Annotated in this window: 16 protein-coding genes; 3 read left to right on the forward strand and 13 right to left on the reverse strand. The window is 54.3% G+C overall.

Translation table 11 applies throughout. From position 1 onward, the window contains the following. Window positions 1–81: 81 nt before the first annotated feature. From ACLD72_RS11135 to ACLD72_RS11150, 4 genes are all read right to left on the reverse strand, one after another. Entirely contained in the window at window positions 82–999 is a 918-nt protein-coding gene (locus tag ACLD72_RS11135) for an ABC transporter permease (RefSeq protein WP_410997003.1), read from the reverse strand. Between the two features lie 75 nt (window positions 1,000–1,074). Then, window positions 1,075–2,652, reverse strand: a complete 1,578-nt coding sequence (locus ACLD72_RS11140; RefSeq protein ID WP_410997001.1) for an ABC transporter substrate-binding protein — start codon at window positions 2,650–2,652, stop codon at window positions 1,075–1,077. 200 nt (window positions 2,653–2,852) lie between these two features. Further along, a complete protein-coding gene (locus ACLD72_RS11145) occupies window positions 2,853–4,040 on the reverse strand; it encodes a M20 metallopeptidase family protein (RefSeq protein ID WP_251590996.1) in 1,188 nt (395 codons plus the stop codon). A gap of 19 nt (window positions 4,041–4,059) precedes the next feature. Next, window positions 4,060–4,785: a FadR/GntR family transcriptional regulator gene (locus ACLD72_RS11150; protein ID WP_410996999.1), complete on the reverse strand. Its 726-nt coding sequence runs from the start codon at window positions 4,783–4,785 to the stop codon at window positions 4,060–4,062. 693 nt (window positions 4,786–5,478) lie between these two features. Here ACLD72_RS11150 and ACLD72_RS11155 point away from each other — a divergent pair. Beyond that, window positions 5,479–6,252, forward strand: coding sequence for a Cof-type HAD-IIB family hydrolase (locus tag ACLD72_RS11155; protein WP_410996997.1), 774 nt, complete (start codon window positions 5,479–5,481; stop codon window positions 6,250–6,252). A 129-nt stretch (window positions 6,253–6,381) separates the two neighbouring features. Here ACLD72_RS11155 and ACLD72_RS11160 read toward each other — a convergent pair whose 3' ends face one another. The 9 genes from ACLD72_RS11160 to ACLD72_RS11200 all read right to left on the reverse strand — a co-directional run bounded on the left by ACLD72_RS11160 (window position 6,382) and on the right by ACLD72_RS11200 (window position 20,711). Beyond that, window positions 6,382–6,756 carry a hypothetical protein gene (locus tag ACLD72_RS11160; RefSeq protein ID WP_410996990.1) on the reverse strand — a complete coding sequence of 125 codons (375 nt, stop codon included), beginning with the start codon at window positions 6,754–6,756 and terminating at the stop codon, window positions 6,382–6,384. 15 nt (window positions 6,757–6,771) lie between these two features. Beyond that, window positions 6,772–8,502: a hypothetical protein gene (locus ACLD72_RS11165; protein ID WP_410996988.1), complete on the reverse strand. Its 1,731-nt coding sequence runs from the start codon at window positions 8,500–8,502 to the stop codon at window positions 6,772–6,774. Next, entirely contained in the window at window positions 8,499–9,569 is a 1,071-nt protein-coding gene (locus ACLD72_RS11170; RefSeq protein WP_458475760.1) for a glycoside hydrolase family 88/105 protein, read from the reverse strand. Before ACLD72_RS11170 ends, ACLD72_RS11165 begins: the two co-directional genes overlap by 4 nt. A 46-nt stretch (window positions 9,570–9,615) precedes the next feature. Beyond that, entirely contained in the window at window positions 9,616–11,298 is a 1,683-nt protein-coding gene (locus tag ACLD72_RS11175) for a glycoside hydrolase family 3 protein (protein ID WP_458475761.1), read from the reverse strand. A 174-nt stretch (window positions 11,299–11,472) separates the two neighbouring features. Next, window positions 11,473–14,883, reverse strand: a complete 3,411-nt coding sequence (locus ACLD72_RS11180) for a polysaccharide lyase family protein (RefSeq protein WP_458475762.1) — start codon at window positions 14,881–14,883, stop codon at window positions 11,473–11,475. A gap of 137 nt (window positions 14,884–15,020) precedes the next feature. Then, entirely contained in the window at window positions 15,021–16,538 is a 1,518-nt protein-coding gene (locus ACLD72_RS11185; RefSeq protein ID WP_410996982.1) for an ABC transporter substrate-binding protein, read from the reverse strand. Between the two features lie 61 nt (window positions 16,539–16,599). Continuing rightward, the gene (locus tag ACLD72_RS11190) at window positions 16,600–17,490 is read right to left on the reverse strand and encodes a carbohydrate ABC transporter permease (RefSeq protein ID WP_410996980.1); all 891 of its coding nucleotides are present in this window, start codon (window positions 17,488–17,490) and stop codon (window positions 16,600–16,602) included. Window positions 17,491–17,502: 12 nt separating this feature from the next. After that, entirely contained in the window at window positions 17,503–18,372 is an 870-nt protein-coding gene (locus ACLD72_RS11195) for an ABC transporter permease (protein ID WP_410997380.1), read from the reverse strand. Between the two features lie 893 nt (window positions 18,373–19,265). Continuing rightward, on the reverse strand, window positions 19,266–20,711 hold the full coding sequence (locus ACLD72_RS11200; protein ID WP_410996977.1) for an ABC transporter substrate-binding protein: 1,446 nt from the start codon (window positions 20,709–20,711) through the stop codon (window positions 19,266–19,268). A 199-nt stretch (window positions 20,712–20,910) separates the two neighbouring features. Between ACLD72_RS11200 and ACLD72_RS11205 the strand changes: the two genes are divergently transcribed. After that, window positions 20,911–22,767 (forward strand): sensor histidine kinase, encoded by a 1,857-nt coding sequence (locus tag ACLD72_RS11205; RefSeq protein ID WP_410996975.1) that lies wholly within the window; start codon window positions 20,911–20,913, stop codon window positions 22,765–22,767. Further along, window positions 22,742–24,370 carry a response regulator gene (locus ACLD72_RS11210; RefSeq protein ID WP_410996973.1) on the forward strand — a complete coding sequence of 543 codons (1,629 nt, stop codon included), beginning with the start codon at window positions 22,742–22,744 and terminating at the stop codon, window positions 24,368–24,370. Before ACLD72_RS11205 ends, ACLD72_RS11210 begins: the two co-directional genes overlap by 26 nt. The last annotated feature ends 39 nt before the right edge of the window (window positions 24,371–24,409 follow it).

Here is a 24,409-nt window from a genome sequence, read left to right on the forward strand (position 1 = left end):
CGGACCGCCCTGAACCGGACATTCCGGCACCGCAGCCGGCAAAGAGCTTTCATTTATCGCTGCCACAGCTTCTCGCCCCCTCTAGTTGTATTTGATTCGCGGATCAAGCAGCCGGTACGCCACGTCCGTCAAAATATTGGTGACCACCACGATAACAGCGATCACAAATACCGCAGCCTGCACGATCGCCATATCATGCGTGTTGACGGCTACGACCAGCAACTGGCCCAGGCCCGGCCACGCAAACACGGTCTCGGTGATCAGCGTTCCGCCGATCAGGCTCGTAAATTGCAGGCCCATAATGGTAACCACCGGGATCAGCCCGTTGCGGAAGGCGTGTTTGCCGATCACGAGCATCTCCACGATCCCCTTGCCCCTGGCAGTGCGGATGTAATCCTGGTTCAGGATATCCAGCATGCTGGAGCGGATCAGCCGGGTCATTTGCGCCGCCAGCCCTACGCCAAGCGTAAACGCCGGCAGCACCAGATGAGCGAATCCGCCCCGGCCGGACACCGGCAGCACGCCCAACATGACGGAAAACAGCAAAATCAGCATAATCCCCATCCAAAAGTTCGGCATCGCCTTCCCGATCACCGACAGGCCCGAAATCACCAGATCCAGAAATGTATTGCGTTTGACAGCCGAAGCCACGCCCAGCGGCACGGCCATCAGCACCGCGAACAGCATGGCTGCGGCCGCCAGCTCAAAGCTGGCCGGCAGCCGTTCCAGCACGAGCGGCAGCGCCGGCTCGCCATAGCGGAACGAGCTGCCGAAATCCCCCTTGAGCGCGCTCCCCAGAAATTTCACGTATTGCGTATATAAAGGCTGATCCAGTCCCAGCGCCTGCGCCAGCACCGCGCGGTCCTCCGCGGTAGCCGTCTCCGGCAGCATAAGTGCAACGGGATCGCCGGTCACCCTGACCAGAATAAAAACGATCAGGGAGACGATCAGCAGAACGGGAATCACCTGCAGCAGCGATTTGACGATATATTTTCCCAAGCGGTATTCACCTCCATCACCATCGCGAACAGGCCGGTCAGGGGCAGGCTACCCGCAGACCTTCTGTAGACGGGATTATTCGGCCGCCGGCGCGATTTCCTCGGCATAAAACAATTCGTCGCTGCGCGGCTGGAAGTTCACGCGGGCATCCGTGCCGTATACCCCTTCCATTTGATACAAATACACCGCCGGACGTTCTTCCGCTAAAATTTGCTGCACCTGCTGGTACTCTTTTTCCCGGGCCGCCGGATCCATGTTGACCAGCGCCGATTGCAGCAGCTTCTCCACCTCCGGATTGTTGTAATCCGTCTCGCCTTTCGCTTCCTCAAGCAGGTAGCGGTTGTAGTTGTTGGAGGCGTCGAACAGCGAGTTGCCGATCCCGATCATAAAAATTTCCTTAAACGATTTGGAGCTGTAACGTTCGCTGAATGCGCTCGGCTCCAGCACATCCAGGTTAATTTTGAAGCCGGTCTGATCCAGCATGGCAGCCACCACTTCGGCCTGTTCCTTATATTGCGATGATACGGAAAGCGTCAGCGCCGGACCGCCGTCCGAATAGCCGGCTTCTTTCAACAGCTGCTTGGCTTTCTCCTGGTCGTACAACGTTTGTTTGTACAGCGACGGATCGGCGCCGAAGTTGCCCGGCGTTACCGAGGTCCGGGTCACGATGCCCGCGCCACCGGCGATGCTGTCCACGATGCCCTGCTTGTCGATCGCCAGATCAATCGCTTCCCTTACCTTCGGATCGGCGGCCACGGTGCCAGCGGTATGGCGCAAAATCAATTGCAGCACGCGCTGGGTCGGCGTTTTGACGATTTTTTTACCGTCTGTGCTCTCAATTCGCGAGATGTCCGTCGACGGAACGCCGGAGATGATATCCACGCCGCCGGCGAGCAGCTCGGATACGCGGGTCGAGGCTTCCGGAATGACGCGGAACACGACGGTATCCCATTTCGGCTGACCGCCGAAGTAGCTGTCGTTTTTGACCAGCTCCACCCGGTCATCCTTCAGCCATTTGCTGAATTTGTAAGGCCCCGTGCCCACCGGCTGCTTCAGGAAAGCCTCTATGCCGTTCTCCTGAATATATTTGGCCGGCAAAATTCCCGCGCCCATCTTCGACAGCCGGTTTAACAGCAGCGGGTCCGGTCCGTCCGTCACGATATCCACCGTATGCTCGCCTACGACCTTCACTTCCGCGATATTTTTAAAATAGGAGTGCTGTTTCAAAGTGCTGTCCTTGGCCACCCGCTCAATCGTAAACTTCACGTCTTCGGCGGTGAACGGGTCGCCGTTATGAAACGTCACGCCTTCGCGCAGCTTGAACCGCCAGGTCGTATCATCCACTTGCTCCCACGAGGTGGCGAGCCCGGGAACTTTGTCCGCTCCGCCGTCATTTTTCAGCAGGTAGTCAAAGACGTTGACCAGCACCGCTTCGCTGGATGTATTGTTGTTGTTGTGCGGGTCAAAGCTTTCAATGTCGGTGGCGTTCGCAATCGTCAGCGTTTTGCCGCCGGTCTCCGCCGCAGTGCCGTTCCCTTTCGCCGCATCGGGAGCCGCCGCGCTTCCGCCGCCATTGCCTCCGCCGCAAGCCGTCAGCACCACCATCGCGATCAGCAGCGTTAACAAGGCGCTAGTCCATTTATGTTTTCTCATCTGTCCCACTCCTTTTAGAGGTTGTTCAAAAAGTCATCTTTTGATCACGAAGCAAGAACATGGAGCGCATTCGACATCGAATCTTGAATTCAGCCGGGCCTTCCGGTGCTCACGTACCCAAAACGTACGCTCCGCTCCTCAGTCCCTAGCTTCATCCAACCTTCTCGGTGCTGAAAACCTGACTTTTTGAACTCACATTTTTACAATTCTCTATTCAAAAAATTCAGCGCAATCGCCGACAACATGCTTACTCCATAAGGCAAAGCCGTTTCGTCCAGGTCGAACATCGGATGGTGCAGCGGGTACCTCGTCCGCTCCTCGTCGTTGCCCGACCCCAGCCGGAAAAATACACCCGGGACATGCTCGCAATAAAAAGCGAAATCCTCCCCGCCCGTGGACGGTTTAATGTAATTCCACACCTTGGAGCCGTAAACTTGCTCACTGGTTGCGGTCATCAGATCGACCATGTCCGCATCGTTGATGACAAGCGGATATCCCGGGCCAAACTTCAGTTCATATCCGGCGCCAAACGAAGCGCACACGCCGCTGACCACCTGCTCGACCAGCCCCGGCATCCGTTCCCGCAGCTCCCGGGACAACGTGCGGATCGTACCCGTCATCTCCACCTCGGGCGCGATGGCCGTTCCCATGTAACCTCCGGAAATTTTGCCGATGGTTACAACGACCGGCTCCAAAGGGTCTACCATGCGGCTGGAGATGTTTTGCAGCGCGCTGATCACTTGTGCGGACACCGCGATGGCGTCGATCCCTTCATGCGGCCGGGCCGCATGGCCGCCTTTGCCCAGCACTTTGACGGTGAAGGCATCAGCCGAAGCAAAAGCGACTCCTTTGCTTACGCCAAGCGTCCCTGTCTTCAGGTCGGGAAACATATGCAGCCCCGCGATGGCATCGACCTTGGGATTGTCCAGCACCCCGTCTTCAATCATCGCCCGCGCGCCCGCCAAACCTTCCTCCGCCGGCTGGAAGATGAATTTGATGTTCCCCGCTTTCGGCTTTCCAAGCCCTGTCAGCAGCTTAGCCGTTCCCATCAAAATCGCCGTGTGCGCGTCATGGCCGCATAAATGCGCTTTTCCCGCTACCTGCGAGCAGTACTCCGCCGTCTTCTGATCCTGGATCGGGAGCGCGTCCATGTCCGCTCGCAGGCCGATCGTCGGGCCCTGGTTTTCGCCCCGCAGCAGCCCTACAACGCCGGTCCCGCCCACATTCCGGGACACTTCCAACCCCAGCTTCTCCAGGTGTTCGGCAACGATCGCCGACGTACGGAACTCCTCATACCCCGTTTCCGGGTGGCGGTGAAAATCCCTGCGCCAGGCGGTCAACTGCTCCTGAAGCGGTTTTGCCAATTGCAAAAGCTCTTTGATTTCCATAAACTCCACGGTCTCCTCCCTAATCCCCGGCAACCACGCGGGCATAAATGGCCTCTGCGGCAAAGCTGATATGCCGTTTCATCACGGCGCGCGATTTGTTTTTGTCCCGGGTTTTGAGCGCTTCGAGAATCTCCATGTGCTCTCCTCTGTTTGCCGAACGCACATTTTCGTCATAAGGCATCAGATCAAGCGCCGGATTAATCTTGGTCCGAATCTTTCTGACCGCCGCCTCGCAGTAGGGGTTACCCGAAGCTTTGGCGATAGTCAGATGAAATTTGACGTCCAACGCCCGGAACCATTCCCGCGTACAGTCCGGCTCCAAGCTCTGTTCCAGATAGCCTTGGAGGAGTTGCAGCTCGCCTGCGGTGATCCGCTCAGCGGCGAGAAAAGCGCTCTCCGGCTCCACAATCGACCGGTATTCGAATACCTTTTGCATCTGATTCCAATCCCGTTTGATCTCCTCCCGGGTTCGCTTATGCGCATGGGCCGTCACCGGCAGAATGAACGTTCCCCCCTTGGCTCCAACCCGCTTCTCGATGAGACCTTTGGCCTCCAACGCGGCAAGCGCCTCACGCACCGTAATGCGGCTGGCATTAAAAATCTCCGCAAGATCCCGTTCGGACGGAAGCTGATCCTCGCTCATAAATTCCTTCAGAATGATCGCTTCCTCCAGCTGCTCCTTGATGAATTCACTGACCTTTTTGGTCGATACCTTCTCAAAGGGCAGGGGAAATTGATTCGACATGTTTAACACTCCGATCTACTAATGGTCTAGATCTCATACCATTACTATAATACCAAGTAAACTGATATGCAATCTAAAATTTTTTTTCAACATTTTGGATGAAATAGATTCAAATCCCTTATCTTATGATTTCTACGTTTTCTTCTAAATTCCTTGATATCAGGGATAATCCGTGGGGATGGCCGTTTTCCAGCGAATTTAGCTTGACCTGAAATGCTTTTCATACTTTATAGTAGAGGTAACAAACAAAGATACGTTAATTAAATAGAAACTTAAAGAGGTAGTTCAAAAAGTCATCTTTTGAAGATTTAAGAATGAATAGTCACCGCAGCGTTTCTTCCTTAAATCGCAAGAAAAACTTCATCTTAGGGCGGTCTGTCTTCTTTGATTGTTCATCGATAGAGTTTTTCTTATCACGAAGCGGGTCAAGGAGCGGACTCGACGGCGAATCTTGAATTCAGCCGAGCCAAGCATATGCTTCCGAAGTATATTTCCTGCGGAAACATTTCAGTTGCTCACGTAGGACCTTACAGCCTATGCTTCCGAAGCCGTTTTCTCCGAAAACGTGTTGCTCCGCTACTCAGTCCCTAGCTTCATCCGACCTAAAGCGTTTTGAAAAAACGCACTTCGGAAGCATACGCTTTGGTGCTAAAAACCTGACTTTTTGAACTCGAAATTAAAAGAGGAGGCAACATGAGCTACAAAATCGTATTTTTTGACATTGACGGAACATTGGTAAACGAGCAAAAGGAAATCCCGGAATCCGCCCGGCAGGCTGTGCTTGAGCTAAAAAACAAAGGGATTGAAACAGTCATCTCCACGGGAAGAGCGCCTTATTTCATGACGAACATTGCCGGACAGCTAGGCATAGAGTCGTTCGTCTGCCTGAACGGCGCCTACGTTGTATACAAAGGGCAACCGGTCGTAGAATATACGATTCCCAAAGAGCATCTTGAACCGCTGGTCGAGCGGGCGGGAAAACATGATCACTACCTGGTTTACCAGGGAAAAGAAGCTTACTTCTCCAATGCCAAGCAGCATCCCGCCCTGCTGCAATCAGTCTCTTCCTTAAAAGTAGAGCTTCCCGGCTACGATCCGGACTTCTGGCGGCATTCCAACGTATACCAAGCGTTTTTGCATTGTACGGCGGAGGAGGAGCATCTATACATGAGCGATATTCCCCATCTGCGGTTTGTCCGCTGGCATAAGCACGCCATGGACGTTATGCCTGTGGGAGGCTCCAAAGCGCGGGGCATCCAGGACTTGCTCAGCCACTTAAACGTAAGCCCCGAAGAAGTCGTGGCCTTTGGCGACGGGCTTAATGACAGGGAAATGCTGGCCCTCGCCGGACTGGGCATAGCCATGGGGAACAGTCACGAGCAGCTCAAAGCCTGCGCGGATCACATCACCACCGACGTGGACAATGACGGCATCGCCAACGGCTTAAAATATGCGGGATTGCTGTAGGTTTATGCGCTTGGGCCGATGGCCCAGGCGAGCAGCGGTACGCCGCTAAACATCAAAGGAGAAGGTCCGCTAGACTAACTGAGAAACTCCTGCAAAAACATAAGGACATAAAATGTCGCTATTCCGGCGCTATCCGTCCATTTGAGAGAAATAGAAGACATTTATGTCGCTATTTTCTCGGATCACAAGGAAATGCCCGCGTTCTGGACCCTTCATAGAAAAATAGGGACAAAAAGTGCCGCTAATGGGGATGAACATGCCGGGCTCCGGATAATAAGAGCATAAAATTCCGCTATTTGGGAGGCTGGCGGTTGGTTGTTCCGGCAGTTGGTTGTTCCAGTTGCCTGCTGTCAAGCAACGATTTTTAGGTTGATCCCTAAAAAAAGCCCGACGGTGCCCCTGAGCTTTTTCAAAGGCACGCCGTCGGGCGTTTTTTTCTGTACGCCGCCTGTAACCACCGAATTCCGGATCACCGAAAAAAGCAGCGTTATAGCGGCAGAACATCCGATATTTCCCCAGTTAGATTCTCCGGGGCTGCAAATGAAGATAAAGCGGCGGTCCGTCGGCAAAATCGTGATGCGTCACCTTGACAAGCCCGTCCTCCTGCTCAATGAACGGGGCCAACTCGCTGTCGCTTGGCACTTCGGTCCCGGCTGCCAGCGACATAACCAGCGCCGCCTGCTTCATCCGGTCCAGGGCGATGGTTTGGCGGGGACCCGAATATAAGACGAGATCGAGGGTCATTGTTCCGTTTGCGCCCGCGCGGTTCAACTCCCAGGCAAAGGTTTGCCGTGGATCGGGTTCTCCGGCAAACAGCGCCTGGTGCGGACCGGGCCCTTCGGCGAACAGCGTCAGCCAGGATTTGAAGCTGAACTGCAGCCCGCCGATTTGAATGATAGCGCCGTCCTTCACTTGGCGAATATCCACCTCATCGAGCCGGCCGCCCAGCTCCAGGCGCAGCCGCAGATCCTTGGCTAGCACGGAGCCGTCGATTTTATCAAGATTGATATGCGTATCGCCCCCATTGCTGGCAAAATCAACGCCAAACCATACGCGCCCCCGCCGCTGGCGGCTGTGGAACAGCGCGGAGCAGAAATCGTAACCGTCATGCAGGAAACGCAGTCTTAAGTAGGCGGGGGAACCACCGTTATCGACATAAGCCAGCAACACGCTTCTTTGGTTCCAGAAGTCGCTCTCATCGAAGGTTCCCAGGCTGTACTGCGGCGTAATATAGGTAGTAGCCCATCTTTGGGTGGTTTCCCCCTGATCCCCCCGGTACCACCTGGCGACCAGCCGTGTGTCCGGCAGCGTAAAATCGTCAAGATATTCGGGCGGGCAAGCCATTCCGCTGCCAAACCATTCTTCCTCATAAGGAAGCTGTCCCCAGGAAAAAAACATGACCCGGCCCTGCGTAGCCAGCTGCAAAAACGCCTTGCTCCGCTCGTCAAGCAGCGTTTCGTAACGGCGGGCGTGCGGGCCCGTCCATTGCTTAGTAGCGACATGGTAATGCTCGGCTACGGTTTTCCAGGTCATCTGGAGCAGCCTGTCGCACAATTCCCTAGCTCTCCCGTTCAGAGTCAACCCGCGCAGCTTCGACAGCTCGAGAATAGCGATATACGTATAAACCGGGCTGTTGTATTCCTCAAACACCTCCCGCTTCCGGGTATACTCATAAAGCCGCGTCAACCGGTCCAGGCCGTAAGCTTCGAACGCTTGATGGGCATACTGTTCGCCGTAAATCAAAGTCACAAAAGCGCCGAGGATGGCGATATTGGTATAATCGGGACCTACGTTTCGCTTCCTGATCGCCTCGCAGGCATAACCTACCGAGCGGATCACGGCTGCGCGCAGCTCCTCCGGAAAGCGATGGCCGTGACGGCAAAGGGCGGTAATCAGCCTGCTGCCGCAGAAATCCGCCCAGTTCCAGTCCGGCGGAGCCATCCGCGCAAGCGGCTCTTCGTAAAACCACGGCCAAATGCCAAACGTGCTGCGATCCGGATCCGTGTCCTGCAGCGAGATGACCCGGTCGATCACCTGCAGCGCCCGGGTTTCGTATTCGGCAAGCTCCGTATCGAGCAGACCAAGCGCATAGCTAAGCGAATCCCGGGTGGAATGAACCCACTCTACCCCGGTCAGCGTCGTATGATACCCTGGGCTGCTGAACGGAGACCGCAGAAGCTGAAGCTCCGGGTTGTAGCGGGAGTCCATCTCCTTCATTTTGCGGATTAACATTTTGCGTTCATCGATCATTCTTCGTCCGCCCCCTTGCGTGCCTTAATCTCCAGCAAACTGACCTGGGTCAGCAGTTGCAGCGCCAGCCCTTGTCCATACAAGGTCGGATAGAGGGGCACTTCATTATAAGCGGCGATCGACGCCAGCACCGGCGTGCCGCCGGAGACGTTGCGAACCTCGCCTTCGGCTGTGATCAGCGGCAATAGCCCCTCCACGGTCAGCCGCGCGCTGTCGAGGTACGCCTCATCCAGCAATCCCGACTTAACCGCCTTGATGAACCCGCAGGCGATCCCCGCGCTGGCCGAGCTTTCCTTATAAAAATCGCTTTGGTCCAGCACCGTATGCCATAGTCCGTCTTCGGCTTGGACCGCGCGCAGCCCCATCGCCAAAGCCCGGTAGCGGCGGAGCAGCTCTTCCGGAATCTCGGTAAGACCGCGGACGGCCACCACGATTTCAGGGACCGCTAATGTCAGCCAGGCGTTAGCGCGCGCCCATTTGGCAGCGGACAAATGATTTTGCCGGGCGCAGTCCCAACCGTGAAACATCAGACCGGAATCGGCATCCTGCAGCAGGCGCAGATGAAGCAGCGTCTGCCGCAGCGCCTCTTCGGCCAGTCTGCGATCGGCCGCAGCCTGAGCCAGCCGGGCCAGGAACAGCACCGCCATATAAACCGTATCGGCCCAGACCTGTTCGGGAAAATCGGCGTCTTCGGTCACGGTATGCTCGAAGGCCCCTTCCCGGGTGCGGGGCGCCTCCTCGATCATCCAGCGGGCGATTTCCCGCGCTTCGGCGAGGTATTCCTTCTGCCCGCTCAAGCGGTACAGTAAGGGAAATACGGCGTACGGCGCCATCGAATTAATCACCTTCGCCTGGCCGGCTTGGCTGTGATTCCGTTCCACCCACTGTACGGTATAATCGACAGCGTGCCTTTCCCCGGCATGGATTCCATAATCCAGCAAAGAGATCAGGCCGACACCGGGCACCCAGTCCCAGTGCTCGGCATCCATTCCCCAGTGGTCTCTCTGGCCGGCTGTCATATAAGCAAACAAACTTTGACTAGTTTCCTGCAATTTCGCTTTTGCCATCATTTTTCGCTCCTCCCGCGGCCCCTCTTATAGAGTGAACTCGTACTTATACAGTCAGTTCCACCGGAGACTTTCCCTCGAACGGGATTTCTCCGAAAATCGCCTTAATCGTGTACTCGATCGTCTCTTCATGCAGGGAATAGGCGTTGACCAGGGTATCGAGAAAAGGGATATCCTTGAGCAAATACGGAGTGGAAAACGAGATGCCGATCGGGCGGATCGTTTCGGCATGCTGCATCGCCCATATGGCTTTTGCGGCGTCGCCAACCGGCCGGGCCGTATTCATCATGCCGTGCAGCGGCATAAAATAGGGCATAAACGCCGCATCCCATCTTCTCCCCGCTTCCTCCCAGGTCCGGAGCGTACTCAGCGGCTCAAATTGGTCTAAAATATCAACCTCCAGCCCCCGCGCCCGCAGCAGCTCTACGAATCGTCCCATTTTGTCGAATTGCCGCCCCTCGGTCACCTTGTTCAGCATAATCACCAGCACTTTGGAGACGGAAGCAGCTTCAAGAGGAAGCACGTCCGCCCGGTTCCGGACCAGCGTAACGGAGCGCCGGGCGATTTCCGCCCCAACCCTTTGCGCTTCTGCCGTCCGCTCCGGCGTAAGCCTGTCATCAAAGAGCTCCATGGCCTGGCTATCCCGGCCCTGTTCATCCAGATGCCGGACACCGAGCCGCGCCTTCATTTCGAGAATCCGGCGTACGCTTTGGTCCAGCCTTTCCATCGTGATGGCGCCGTCGCCGATGGACTGCTCCATCACCGCGAAATAGCGGGTGCCCGGCCAGAGCAGGACGTCCGTTCCGGCGGCAAAGCAATCGATGATCCGCTTCCTGTAATCCCCCCAGGACAAAAATCCGCCCATATCCAGCGCATCGGAGATAACAACCCCGTCAAAGCCGAGCCGCTCCCGCAGCAGTCCATTCGTAACGGCGGCCGAGACGGTCGCCGGGACCGGCGCTTCGGTTCGGCCGGCGCTTTCGGCCCAGGGCAAAGCGATATGTCCGGTCATGACGGACAACACCCCGGATTCGATCACTCGGCTCGTCACTTCACCATAGGTCGTAAGCCATTCCGCTTCGGATAAATCATTTACCGTCGTGATGATATGCTGGTCCCTGAAATCCACTCCGTCACCCGGAAAATGTTTGGCGCAAGCGGCCAGTCCGTGATCCTGCATCCCGCGGATGATCGCCGAAGCCAGCTTGGCCGCCCGCTCGGGATTGTCTCCCAGGCAGCGGGTCGTAATCACCGGATTCAGCCAGTTCAGCAGCAGGTCCATGCCCGGGGCCAGCGCCCAGGTGAAGCCGGCGGCGCGGCCTTCGAGCGCCGTGTATTTGCCGTACTCGTAGGCCAGCGCCTCATCGTTCGCCGCGGCAAGCGCCAGCAGCGGCGGAAAGGCCGTCAGGCTGCGTACGGCGGATCCGGCGCCGAATTCCAGATCGCCGGAAAACAGCAGCGGATAGCGGCTAAGCTTCTGATATGTTTCAATCCATTTGCGGTAATCCCCCGCTTTTCCCGTCGCCTTGAGAATGATTTCGCCGCCGATAAAAAAGCTGCCCACCGGATAGCGCTCCATATAAGCCGCGATCTTGTCTTCATCCGCCTCTTTGAACGGCAGCCGGCCGGCATGGTCCTGCATGGTTTGCCCGATCTTTTCCCGGAGCGTCATGCTGTTCATAGTGCGCTCCACCCAACGCCGTTCCTCTTCGCTCAAATCTTTCAACATTGCCTAAGTCCCCTCCGTGTCGTTGGTACTCTCAAAATCAGGCCCCTGATTCCGCAAGCCTGCGCGGCTTAGCGGATCAAGGGCCTCGTTAAGACCGGTAAACGGCGGCTGTTGTCGCCTTCGTTTTTGCCGTTCTCTCTCCCGCCAGCCCTGCTTCCGCCGGACTCCCGCGGTCTAGGAGCCGATGTGCAGGGTGGCCGTTCCGGTATTGTTATCCCGGTTCATTTCCGGGTAACGCTTAATGTCGTTGACCAGGAAGCTGATCTGATAATCGCCGGCGGCCGGCACGATCCATTGCGGCGTTCCTTGCGCGCTGCCGTTAGCCGTTAACAGCACCTCTTCCCCGGGTTCAATCACGTTCGCGTACGTGTCCGACCAGGATACGGTGCCGCCGTTGACCGAGAAGGCCCCGCCCGTAATCATTCCCGCGCCAGTGGTGGCATTTAGCGGCGTCGGCCGCGCGCCGACATTTTTGACCTTGGCCCAGAAGACCAGAGCATCCCCGGCCTGCGGCGTCTCGTGATCGGCAGGCTCGCCGCTGTCCGTCACGATATTCCAGCCCACTTCCGTCACGATCATATCGGCCTGCGGTACAGGCAGAGAGGCTTCCGCGCCCTCATACTCGAAGCCGTGCACCATCACCTTGCCTTCCTTAACGACGATGTCGATCCGGTGCAGACCGTTCTCCAGCCCGTCAAGCCGGAACACCTCCTTGTCTTCGCCCTCCAGTCCGGCTTCGACAATGTTCACGGTGCCCCTCAGTTCACCGTCCACATATACTTCCGCACTGCCCATATCGGCGCGGATATCCGATCTCCAGCGGATGCCCGTTCCATTGAAATACAATGAGGCGGCGGAACCGGGCGTACTGGAAACATGGGACACCCCGTTGTCGGCCGTCGCAAACCCGGAGTACAAAATCGCCTCATCGTCATGCTCCACCGGATGCCACCTGCTCTCTTCCTCATAAGCGCCTTCCTCCAGACGGAAGTAATCGATGTTGCTGCCCCCGCCCGCGTTGGCGATTTCAATATTGTTGTATCCGGCCTGAAGGCGAATCGTAAACTTTTTCTCCGTGTAAGTTCCCATCCATCCGCCCGTAGCCGGCAGCGTGATCGTCGCCGCTTTGGTCCCGTTGACGAGCACATTCTTTTTCGCTTCCTCCTGCGAAGCATACGCGACGGTTAACGTGTAATCGCCGCCGCTTGCGGACGAATACCCGAGGATCGTCAAGCTGCCGCGGTGAGTTTGCTCCACCGCCTTCCCGCCGGAAGCTCCAGCCCGGTTCACCGCCACAAGCGGAGCGGCAAATTGCGTGGCTTCGGCCTCGAACTTCGTCGGATCTCCTTCGGCGGGCGGGGTTACCGGAAGCACAGGCGTCACGGCGCTCACTGGAGCGGTCAGCGGCGATGTTTCTCCGAATTCATTAACCGCCTCCAGCCGGTAGCTGTATTCGGTATCCGGCTCGACCGCCCGGTCATGAAAAAAGTTCAGCATGCCAGGAACCGTCATGACCGGCTCGGATTGCCCGTTCCGGTATATGCGCACCTCGGTTGTTTCCGGTTCCCCGGCAGGCATATCCCAGGTCAGGGCAATCTCGTTGTAGCCCACCGCGTTTGCCGCTGCGTTCTGCGGCGTCTCTGGCGGCGCGCCTTCATATTTGTCCAAAATATACTGCACGGTTTCCCCCGCTCCGAGCGTAACCTCCAGCTCCAGCGCCGGACCTGCGGACAGGTTCACCCAAGAATGCGCTTCGTCATAAGTTTCCCCCGGTCCAAAGCGCTCCCCGGCGTATTGCCCCTGCTCCGGCATCGTGACCGAAACCCGCATCGTCACCGGTGTATTCTCGAAATTGACGAAACTCAGCAGCAGCTTATCCGCGCTCGCCCCCACCGTAGAGGTTCCCAGCGCCGAGGTGTCCACCCCGCGAAAATAAGCCTTTTTCCCGGCAAGCTCATCCTTGTTCAGGACTTCATAGGTTAACGGGCTTCCGTGCGTTGCATAAGCCGCGGCCAGACGGCGGAAAGTTTTGAGCCGGGTCTCCCCCGGTTCGTTGGCATTGGCGGAAACGGCCTGCGTGTCCTCATACCGGTGCGTATTCCAGTCCACCTGACTGTCAAACAATCCGAAATCGACGTTATCGTAAAAAAAAGCGGCATGCTGCATAATGTGATCCGCATATCCGATATCGCCGCGCAATTCCCGGTCAAACGCCGCGGCGAAACGGTAAGCATAGGTCCCGTATTTCGTATTGTCCGCATGATTGTCGTTGGCTCCGGCTTCGCTCATCGCCATTTCTTTGCCAAAGCCTTCATCCGCATCCGGATAGACGCGCAAGTTTTCATACAAGGCTCCGCCCGGTACAGGTTGCACCCCGGTTCCTCCATAGCTGTGCCCGTTCGTGATATCCGCGATTTCCTCAATCGGCCGGCGCTGTTCGGCGTCTCTTTCCCAGCCGTCGGGAATACCTTTGTACGGCCAATATGCCCAGCCCGGCGCCACAATCTTCAAATAGGGCTGATCGTTCGTCCGTCGTTCCTCGTCCAGCAGCCGGGCGGCAGCCAATATCGTTTGCTGCGGCCAGTCGAATACCCCGGGCTCGTTGTTCACTTCCATATATTCGTAAAGGTCCCCGTATTCGGCGACAAAGTTTCTGTAATAGTCCCGCAGTTCGGCAGGAATCACGCCTTGGGCCAGACTGGAGTTGGTTCGCCAATTTCCGCCCAGAAAACCCAGCATCGGCTGCAGATTCAGCTCGCGAAGCGCCAGCAAATAGTTGCGTCCCTGCGGCTTCCATTCGGATACGGTGTCGGACCAATAGGCCACCCGCATCCAGTTGCCGCTATAGGCCACGCCCATCCACTTCGTCAGCGGAGCCAAATGGCGGAGGGAATTTTCATCATATTTGAAGCTTCGGTTCATGAGCGTTGTGCCAAGGTGCACGTATCTGCCGTGAACCGGCTCGGCGGCGGGAGCCGCAAGCGCCTCAAGCTGGAAATAATCCCATACGAACCATAAATATTTATCCCCGTCGTAGCCAGGCGCCGTCGCATCGGCGTACAGTCCGCGATCCAGCTTCAACTGAAGTTCATTTTCGCCCGGACGCAGTTGCTCCTTGGGGATGTACAGTTTATAGGTCTGCTTCCAGGTGTTTTCCAGGGTAACTTGACCGTTGTTCAAGCCCGTAATCTGGATCAGCCCGCTCATCATGCCGTTCGTAAATACGGCAAGCTGGGGAATCGCATTACTTGCGTCCAGTACTTTAAAGCTGAACTGTACGCCGTATTCAGGAATCTCCGGGAGATTGAAGGAGATATTCAGCGTTCCGTTGGCATTGCCTTTCATTCCTTTGGATATGCTGCTCCATGTGCCGGAATCCGCTGGGATGGAAACGCTCTCATTTCCGTTCGCGTACTCCGCGGCAAACTCGGCGCTGCTGTTATCCGGGTTCCCAACCTGCCAGAGCGGGGATAATGACACTTCGCCGCCGCCGGATGAAAAGTTTGCGGTCTCTTCGGCAGCACCGCCGGCAAGACCGCTTTCGGTCTCCGCTGCCCATACATTAGGACTAACAGGAAGGAGCATACTCACTGCGAGTGTCAACATTACCGCAAAACGGATACATGATAAGTACTTTTTTCGCATATGTCCGGTTCACTCCTTTATAGAGGTAGCTAAAGCCTACTTTTTGAACACTTACTTAAAACAGGTCGCAATCTTGGTTACTCCCGAAAAGCGTCCAACTGGAACTGCAGCTCCTTGATCACTTCGTCGATCCCCGCCGCTTTCAGCTTCTGGTTCATTTCCCCCAGCACCGGCTCGGGATCTTTTTGCCCGGTAAACAGCGTATTTTTATATTGTTTGACGATATTCGTTAAAGCGCCGATTTGCGATTGCACCTTGGAGGAATCGAAAACAAAGCCAAGCACCGGCGAAATGGTTGCATTCTCGTTCCACGTTTTGTACAACTCCACCCGGGCCGGGTCTTCGTTTTTGTTAATGTAGCTAAGCAGCACGTTGCCGATCATCCATTGGGAGACCGAATTGTAACCGCTGTCGGGAATCAGTTCGACGTTCCCGTCACTGAGCTTGTTATAGTGCTTTCCTTCAAGCCCAAACGTCAGCATATTATAGAGCACGGGGTCGGTATGGATCAGATTGATGAACATCATCGACCGCTCCGGATTTTTGGAGGTGCGCGAAATCGCCAGCATGGAGCCTTGCAGGCTTTTTGTGCCCACCTTGACAGGCAGCAGCGTCTTGATCTGCATCGGTCTGCCGGTCAGATTGGTCCAGTCGTTGGCCGAGGTCGGGTTCATATTGCCGTAGGTGAACCAGGCTTTCCCGTTCTTTACCGCATCCTTCAGCTCGGTTTTGTCCGTTGCCCCGTTTTTGTTGATGTACCCGGCTTCATACCATTTACGGATCAATTTCAGGCGCTCCAGCATCTCCGGCGTGTCGTATTCGTTAAAAACCTTCATCGTGCCGTAATCCAGCATCGCCGGGATGTCATTGCTGCCGTCGATATCCTCTGCGTTCGGATACACCGGGAACCAGAAACTCGTGTCCGTATGGTTCATAAAAAACGGCGTGATGGCCGGCTCTTTTTCCTTGATCGTTTGCAGCATCGGCTCGATATCCTCCAGCTTTTGCAGGCTTTCGATATCGAAGTTGTATTTGCCCGCGATCGCCTTGTCAAAGGCAAACCCGACCGATTGCCCCAATTCCTTCTCCGTCGGGATCGCGTACAAATGCCCGTTCACGGTCGCCGCCTGTAAATAGGCCGGATTGATTTGCTCCTTCGTCTCCTTGGCGTACTTGTCAAGCAGATCCTCGAGCGGATAATACGCCCCTTTGGAAGCATTGGTCAAAAAATCCCAGGTAAAAGTCATGTCGAACACTTCGCCCGACTGAATCATCAGATTCACTTTATCCGCCGGCTTATCCCAGCTTAACTGATTGATTTTTAGCGTGGCGTTGATCTTATCTTTTAAATAAGCGTTAATTTCTTGTTCCACGGCCGCTACGTCCTTATCCGGCCCTCCCGGCAAATAGAGCGACAGCTCTACGGGCGCAAGCCCGTTCGGGGCAGCTTCTTGCTGTGCTCCCGCGTTTCCGTCGGCATTTCCAGCCGTGGTGCCCGGACTGCCCCCGCGACCGCCGCCAGCGCATCCGCTTAACGCCGTTCCGGCAAGCAAGGTCAACGCCAGCAACAGGCCCATCCATTTGAAGCTTTTCATGCTAGTTCTCCTCCCTTTTGGTCAATAAAGCGTGTATGATATGCTAACCGGATAACCGGGATTAGCCTTTAATGGAGCCGATCGTTAAGCCTTTGATGAAGTAGCGCTGGAAAAACGGATAGGCAAGCACAATCGGACCGATCCCAATCAGCGCCATCGCCATCCGGATCGTTTCCCCCGGCAGTTTGGCCAGCTCGGTGGCCGACCCCTGAATCAGCGCGCTGTTCCGGCTTAAATAATCGGCTTGCGAAATCATTTTGTACATCAGATATTGCAGGGAATACAGCTTGGTGTCGGTAATAAAGATCATGCTGTTAAACCAGTCGTTCCAGTAGTGCAGCGTATTGAACAGACCGATCGTGGCGAATACCGGCAAAGACAGCGGAAACACGATTTTGAAAAAGGTCCGCAGTTCCCCGGCACCGTCTATTTTGGCAGCTTCGATCAGCGCGGGCGGCACGGTCATTTGAAAATAAGTTTTCATAATAAGCACGTTAAACGGCGACAGCAGCATCGGAAAAATCAGCGCCCAGATCGAGTTTTTCAAATCCAGTACCTGCGTGTACATGATATACCACGGTACCAAGCCGCCGCTGAACAGCATCGTGAAGAACACGAGGAAAGCAAAAACATTTCTGTATCTGAAATCGCCCCGGGAGAGCGGATACGCATACAGCGAAGTGAGCAGCACACTCAGCAAAGTCCCGACAATGGTGACGAAGAAGGAAATTCCGTAGGCGCTGACAACCGTGCCATAATCTTTAAAAATATACCGGTACGCCTCCAGGCTCAGTTTGTCCGGGATAAATTGATAGCCGTTCAGCACGATCGAGTCGTAATCGGTAATCGAAATCATAAAGACGAGGACGATCGGCAGCACGCAAAGCACGGTAATGACGATAAAAATCAGATGGAGAATCAGATTGGTCGTTTTCGAAATTTCGTTGTTCATATGAGGCTCCTCCTAGAAAACCGCCTGGTCTTTGTCGATTTTGCGCACCACCCAATTGGAGAGAAGCACGAGGAAAAATCCGACGACGGCCTGGTACAACCCCGCTGCCGAAGACATCCCCAGGTTCCCCATATTGATCAGGGCATTGTAGACATAAGTATCAATGACCAGCGTGGTCGGGTACAGCGCGCCCGAATTCAGGGTCGTCTGATAAAACAAGCCGAAATCCGAACGGAAAATATTGCCGATGGCCAAAATCGTGGTGATGATCATCACCGGGCGGATCAGCGGAATCGTAATGTGGATGATTTGTTTCCACTTGCTGGCCCCGTCGATCAGCGCGGCCTCGTAGTATTCGTTATCCAGGCCGATAATCGCGGAGAGATAGATGACACAGCCGTATCCCACACTTTTCCAGATATTGATGAGCGGCAAAATAAACGGCCAGTATTTCGGCTCGGAATACCAGTTCATCTCGTCCACGCCAAACAGGGCAAGCACCCCTTTGTTAATGAAACCGTATTCGACGTTGAGGAAGGCGAACACGAGATAACTGACGACAACCATGGACAAGAAATAGGGGAAAAACATCACGCTTTGATAGAACTTAGCCGCCAGCTTGTTCTTCAATTCGTTTAACGCGACGGCCACAGCCACGGCGAAAACGAGATTAAGGATGATAAACGCAAAATTGTACAGCACCGTGTTGCGCGTAATAATCCAGGCATCCGTAGTGGCAAACAGAAATTTGAAGTTGTCGAAGCCAACCCAGGGGCTCCCCAGGATGCCGTCGATATAGTTGATATTTTTGAACCCGATGATAATGCCGAACATCGGCAAGTAATTGTTGACGAGGAGAAACAGCACTCCCGGCAGCAACATGAGCAGCAGCACTTTATTTTTCCTTAATTCTTTGAACCTTGCAGCCAACCGTGTTTTTTGGTTCACAGGCTCCACCTCCTCAAAGTTTTGTTAAGCATTTGCTTCCTCAATACCTCTTCGTACAAAACTACTTCGGAAGCTTTATTTGACTTTCGACGGGTTATCTCACACCCAAGTTTACCGGCGGACGCCGCAAAGCAAAATAAACGCAGCTATAATAAAAGTTCAAAATTCTATAGTTTTCTGAGGCGCGCAATAAGAAAAACGCCTGACGGCGTCCTTTAATGGCTCTGATTTCTACTTTGGACGTTACTCTAAGGGACACCAACGACCTTATCCGCCTATTTCCCGGGTATTTCCCAGCCTAACGGACACAGGCGACCCTATTTCGCTCTAAACCGGTCATCCAGAACGATTTGAGGTAAATAACGTCATCTGTGTCCGCTACATTTTGCAAACTCCCGTTTTTTCGAAAATAACGGCTCTGGTGTCCCTTAGCTCCCTGATTCCTCTTCTCCTCCCTCGGAATTTTATACTTCTGATATGTTAAAAAAACCTCGCCGCTGGCGAGGTCCTTTGCCCGAGCAAACCCATACGCTCAGTGCATGGGGAGGGGTAAGTTTGGGGTTTTACCCCATGACCCATTCCCTGCAGGCAAGTGCAATAACGTAGAAAGCGTGGAAAAATCTAACGGTTGTGAGCGACGCTATTTGGGCAAAAACGAGGGGATACAAAATGTAACGGTTGCCAGCGAGCTTATTTCCTACTTTTTCGGCTGTAATGGGGCGATTTCGCCTAAATAAGCGCGATGGCAACCGTTAAAAAAGAAATCACCGATTTTTCGCATGAATAAGCACGATGGCAACCGTTAGCACAGCAAAAAACTGCCCTAATCAATGGCCTCCCGCAAGAGGATGCAAAGGATCAAAGTCGGGATAGACGTAATCTTCGGGGCTAAAAAAGCGTCCTGTCGCCGCGATTTCCAGCATCAGGTTCAAGCGCTCCGTTTCCCGCCGCAGTGCTTCTTCCATCGGCAGCGGCTCCTGGTCTGCGATGAGCTGCAAATAAAGCTCCATTCGCGGACGATCTCCGGAATTGCGCGGGCCCGGAGCGACAGTATTGGGGTCGTACTGATCCATAATTTGCGGCCACAGCGGATAAAACGCCTCCTGAGCGGTAGGATAAAAATCTTTAAATTGCGCGTATTGCGGCTGCTGATTTGTCCGATTCACAATATCGTCAACGAGCGGGATGGCCAGCGCCTGCTGAAACAAAACGGTCTGAAAGTCGGCCGATTGCAGAAAGCTCCAGACTTTCACGGCCTCCTCCTTCGCACTCGCGCCAGAGCCTACGACCAGGGGAGACTGCGGCTGCATCATTAACGCGCCGGCTCCGCTCAGCTCTTCGCTAATAGCCGGCGGCATCGCGATTCCCCAATCCCCCCGCGGCGCATATTCGCGGATTTTCACGTAATCCTGGCTGGTGGCGTACATCATCCCGATATTTCCCTCGGCAAACTGCTTCAAAGCGTTTTCACGTTTCAGCAGGGACTCGCCCGGATACAGGCTTCCCGCCCGTTTGATCTCTCTCATCGCTTTAAGCCAAGGCAAGTAGACGCTTAAATCGTATTTGCCTGTCCGGTAATCGTAATAAAATACGCCGCTATACGTGTTTGACATTTCCAAATCGAGCTGGAAGCTGTGCTGAAGATCTCCCGCCGGCAGAGCAAAACCGTACTTTCGCACTCCGCCCCCGGTGGCGGTGATTTGCTCCGCGGCTGTCTTCAGCTCGGCCAGCGTGGCCGGCGGCCGGTCGGGATCAAGTCCCGCGTTCTTGAACAAATCTTTTCTGTAGATCAGCCTGAGCGTCTCCACACTGGAAGGAAGAAAATAAATGCCTCCCTTGAACATGGAGCTCTGCGCATAGTCCAGGCTCCACTGCGGGTAACGCCGAAATTCGCTTTGACTGAGATACGGCTTTAAATTTTCCAAATAATTTTTATTCACGTAAGAAGCAAGCCAGATGCGGTCGGCGACAAACACATCCGGACCTTTGCCTGAAGTTAACAGCATGTTCAGCGTATCGTTGTAAGCCTCTGTCGGTATATCCATGATGACGATTTCCGTTCCATCCGGATTGGTCTCGTTAAACCGCCTGATCGCGTTCCGGACTTCAAGATTGTCCGCCCAATCGTTCAGGGCGATTTTCACCTGAATCTTCGCCGGTGCCTTTTCCCCCTCTTCTCCCCGCTCGATCAGCGACGAACGGTCCAAAACAAAAAATCCAAACAGCGCCATGCCGACAAACAGACCTATGGCCAAACTCCATCCCCGTTTCATAGCTATCCCCTCACGTTGACATATCCGAACCGATGCTTTTACAATAAAGCCGTTCCGATCTGCCTACATATTCCGACAATCGGCCGCATTTGGCAAGAGTCAATTTATGTGCGAGTTCAAATGCAAGTTCAAAAAGTCAGGTTTTCAGCACCTTTTTGAACTACCTTTTCAAATCGATCCTCAAGAGGGGAGATTCGCGATGAAACAGTGGTTCGATACGCTGTCCAAATTTTTGTTCCTGTACAATTTCAGCATCCGCAGCAGACTGATCCTGTACTTTCTGTTCCTTGTGCTGCTGCCTACCACGATCATCTCCATCACGATCTACAACAAGTCCACCGAGATTATTGCCCGGAATGCGAATACGTCGATCCAAAACAATCTGAACCTGGTTGAGGATCATCTTATGCAAAAATTTAATAACGCCGATGATGCGATGATCTCCCTCTATCTCAATTCGGAGTTCGCCGATTTGATCTCTTCCGACCGGGCAACGGACGGCACCGGAATCATTAACGAGCTGAATGAACTGAACAAAATTTTGGAGAATTTCCCCAGCAGCGGGGCTACCGGCGTCCGGTTCGTCCCGATGCTCTACATGGTGAACCGGCCCGAATATACGCAATATAACTTTTCGCGCCGAGTATTCAACATCGATCTGATTTCCCTAAAACCGTGGTATCTGGACATTCCGGCCAAATCGGATATGAGCGTGATCGGCTTAAGCTCGCTGGATTCCCAATACACGCTGAAATTTGCCAAGCGCTTGTTCGGCATCCGCCATATTCAGCTTCCTTATGTGGGCATCTTGACGCTCGACATCCCGCTCAGCGATTTCAGCTCCACCGTCGAGAATTACAAGCCTACCCCAGGCAGCAACATCTATGTCGTCGATCAAAACGACCGGATTGTGCTCAGCCCCGACCCGGAACTCATCGGAAAAAGCCTGAGCACTCTGGAATATTCGCGAAACATGTCCACTTCCGAAACGGACGATCCATTCCGTTCATTTCAATACAAGCAGGGCGGCGAAAACATGCTCGTGACCTACAAAGACATCACGCCCTATGGGTGGAAGGTGATTGCGTTGTCCCCGATCTCTGAGCTGAGCGGCGATCTGTTCTCTTTTCGGCGGGTCATGTATTTGGTCATCACCGTTTGCATGCTGTTATCGCTGATGATGGCTTTACTGCTGTCGGAAAACATCTCGGCCCCGATCCGCAAGTTCGTGCATTCGATGTCCCATGCCGAGACCGGGAATTTCAACATCAAAATCGTTTATAAACGCAAGGACGAATTTGCCTACCTGTTCCAGCGCTACAACGCAATGATGCAGCAGATCAAAGCGCTGATCGATAAATTATACGTGACCGAGCTGCGCAAAAAAGAAGCCGAGCTGAAATCGCTGCAGGCTCAGATCAACCCCCATTTCCTGTATAACACGCTGGATTCGATGAACTGGCTGGCGATCCGGCATAATGTTCCCGAGCTCAGCAGCATGGTGACTTCTTTGGCCGATTTTTTCAGGTACAGCCTCAGTAAAGGCAACAACGTCATTCCGCTGCGGGACGAACTGCGGCAGGTGGAAAGCTACCTGGAAATTCAGCGCTTCCGCTTTCAGGATAAGCTGGAATACCAGCTGGAGGCAGTGGATGAAGAACTGCTCAATAGCTGCCTGATCGTCAAGCTGACGCTGCAGCCGCTGGTGGAAAACGCCATCGTCCACGGCATCCAGAAAAAACAGGGACCGGGGATGATCCGGATCAGGGTGCGGCAGGAATCCGATAACCTGCTGACGATTTCCGTCTTCGACAACGGCGCCGGCGCCGATCCCCGGCAGTTGAACGATCTGCTGAACGCCAGGCAGCCAAGCGGCGGCTCGTATGGAATCCGCAACGTCCATGCGAGAATTAAGCAATTTTTCGGTGAGGCCTACGGGATCAAGTATTACCGCAATGATGAGGACGAGCAGGGATTGCTGGTGGTTGTAAGCTGTCCTGTGGTGACAACATGGAACGAGGTGAACGAAGATGATCACGATGATCATCGCGGATGACGAGCCGTTTATCCGGGACAGCCTGAAAACGGCCATCCGCTGGGAAGAGGAGTTCGGCATTCAGATCATTGGCGAGGCGAAGGACGGACAGGAGGCCTACGAGCTTTGTTTAAAGCTCAAGCCCGACATATTGTTTATCGACATTATGATGCCGTATTGGGACGGACTGCAGGTGGCCGCGAAGCTGAAGGAGGCGGAATGCCCGGCTAAAATCATCATTATCAGCGGTGTGCAGGATTTCTCTTATGCGCAAAACGCATTAAAGATCAATGCGGAAGGCTACATTTTAAAGCCTGTGAAATTGCCCGAGCTGAAGGAAATTTTTCGCAAGACGGTGGATGGCATCCATAATGACCGGACCGTGCAGTTCAATCTGGATCGTCTCAAAAAACAACTGCAGGAGAATACGCCCTTGATCCGGGATAAATTTCTGCAAAATTTACTTGCCGGGCTGTACCCCGAGGCGAAGGAAATTTGGGAAAAGATCGCATTTTTCGGGATGCCATTATCCCCGGACCAGCAATTTACGGTGGGCGTCCTGCAGCTTGACGACTATAAAAAAGCGCTGGAGAAGTACTCCGAGGAATACAAGCAGCTGCTTTATTTTTCCATGCAAAATATTATCAACGAGATCATGGCGGAGCAACGGGCCGGCCTCAGCTTCGTCGCTCGGGAAAATGAATTCATTTTGCTGTTTTGCAGCGGCGGCGGAGTGGGAGTCCAGGAGATCATGGGGCTGTGCGAGGCTTGCACCCTTAATATCGGCCGGTATTTGCAGCTTTCCGTGTCGATTGGCATCGGGAATACCTGCAGGCTAATCCAAAGGGTGGAAGAGTCCTATAAAGAAGCGTTAACCGCCCTTATCTATAAGTTTTATACCGGTCAGCGCTCCATCATTCATATCCGGGACATTCGGCCTGACAACGAAACACTGCAAAGCTCTTATTTGTACAAGTTGCATACCGACCTGATGAACGCGCTAAAGGTGGGCAATACGAGCAAAACGGCCGCCCTGCTTGAGGACCTGTTCCGGCGTCTCAGCGAACCGAAGCCGCAATTGGATTATGTGCAAAGCTTGTGTGCGGAAATGATCTTCACATCCGCGCGCACGCTTTATGAGCTGGATGGCGGAGGCGAGCACGTCCATAGCGATCGGATGACGGTCATCAAGGAAATTTACGGCAAAACCGAAATCGGACAGCTTAAGGACTATATGCTGCAGCTTTTCACCGATCTGACCCGTTATCTGGTAAATAAAAACACGACGAAAAACAGCAAGACGATCAACAAAATCAAAGAGATTATCCACGAGGGTTACGCCCGGGAGCTGTCCGTCGCGAAAATCGCCGAGCAGGTGTATCTGACTCCCAATTACATCAGCCTGATTTTCAAGCAGGGCACGAATGAGACGATCAGCGATTACATCACCAAAGTACGGATCGAGCAGGCCAAAAAGCTGCTGCACAATTCCGACCTGCGGGTCATGGAAATCGCCGAGCTAGTCGGCTACGAGAATCCGCATTATTTCAGCACGGTCTTCAAAAAGAACGTCGGCTGCCACCCGCTTAAATACCGCGAGGATATCGGGAAAGGCCAGATATAGCGCCGCTGTATGTCCTCGGCATATCCTGAACGGTTCGTG

It is taken from the genome of Paenibacillus lacisediminis, from assembly GCF_046567315.2.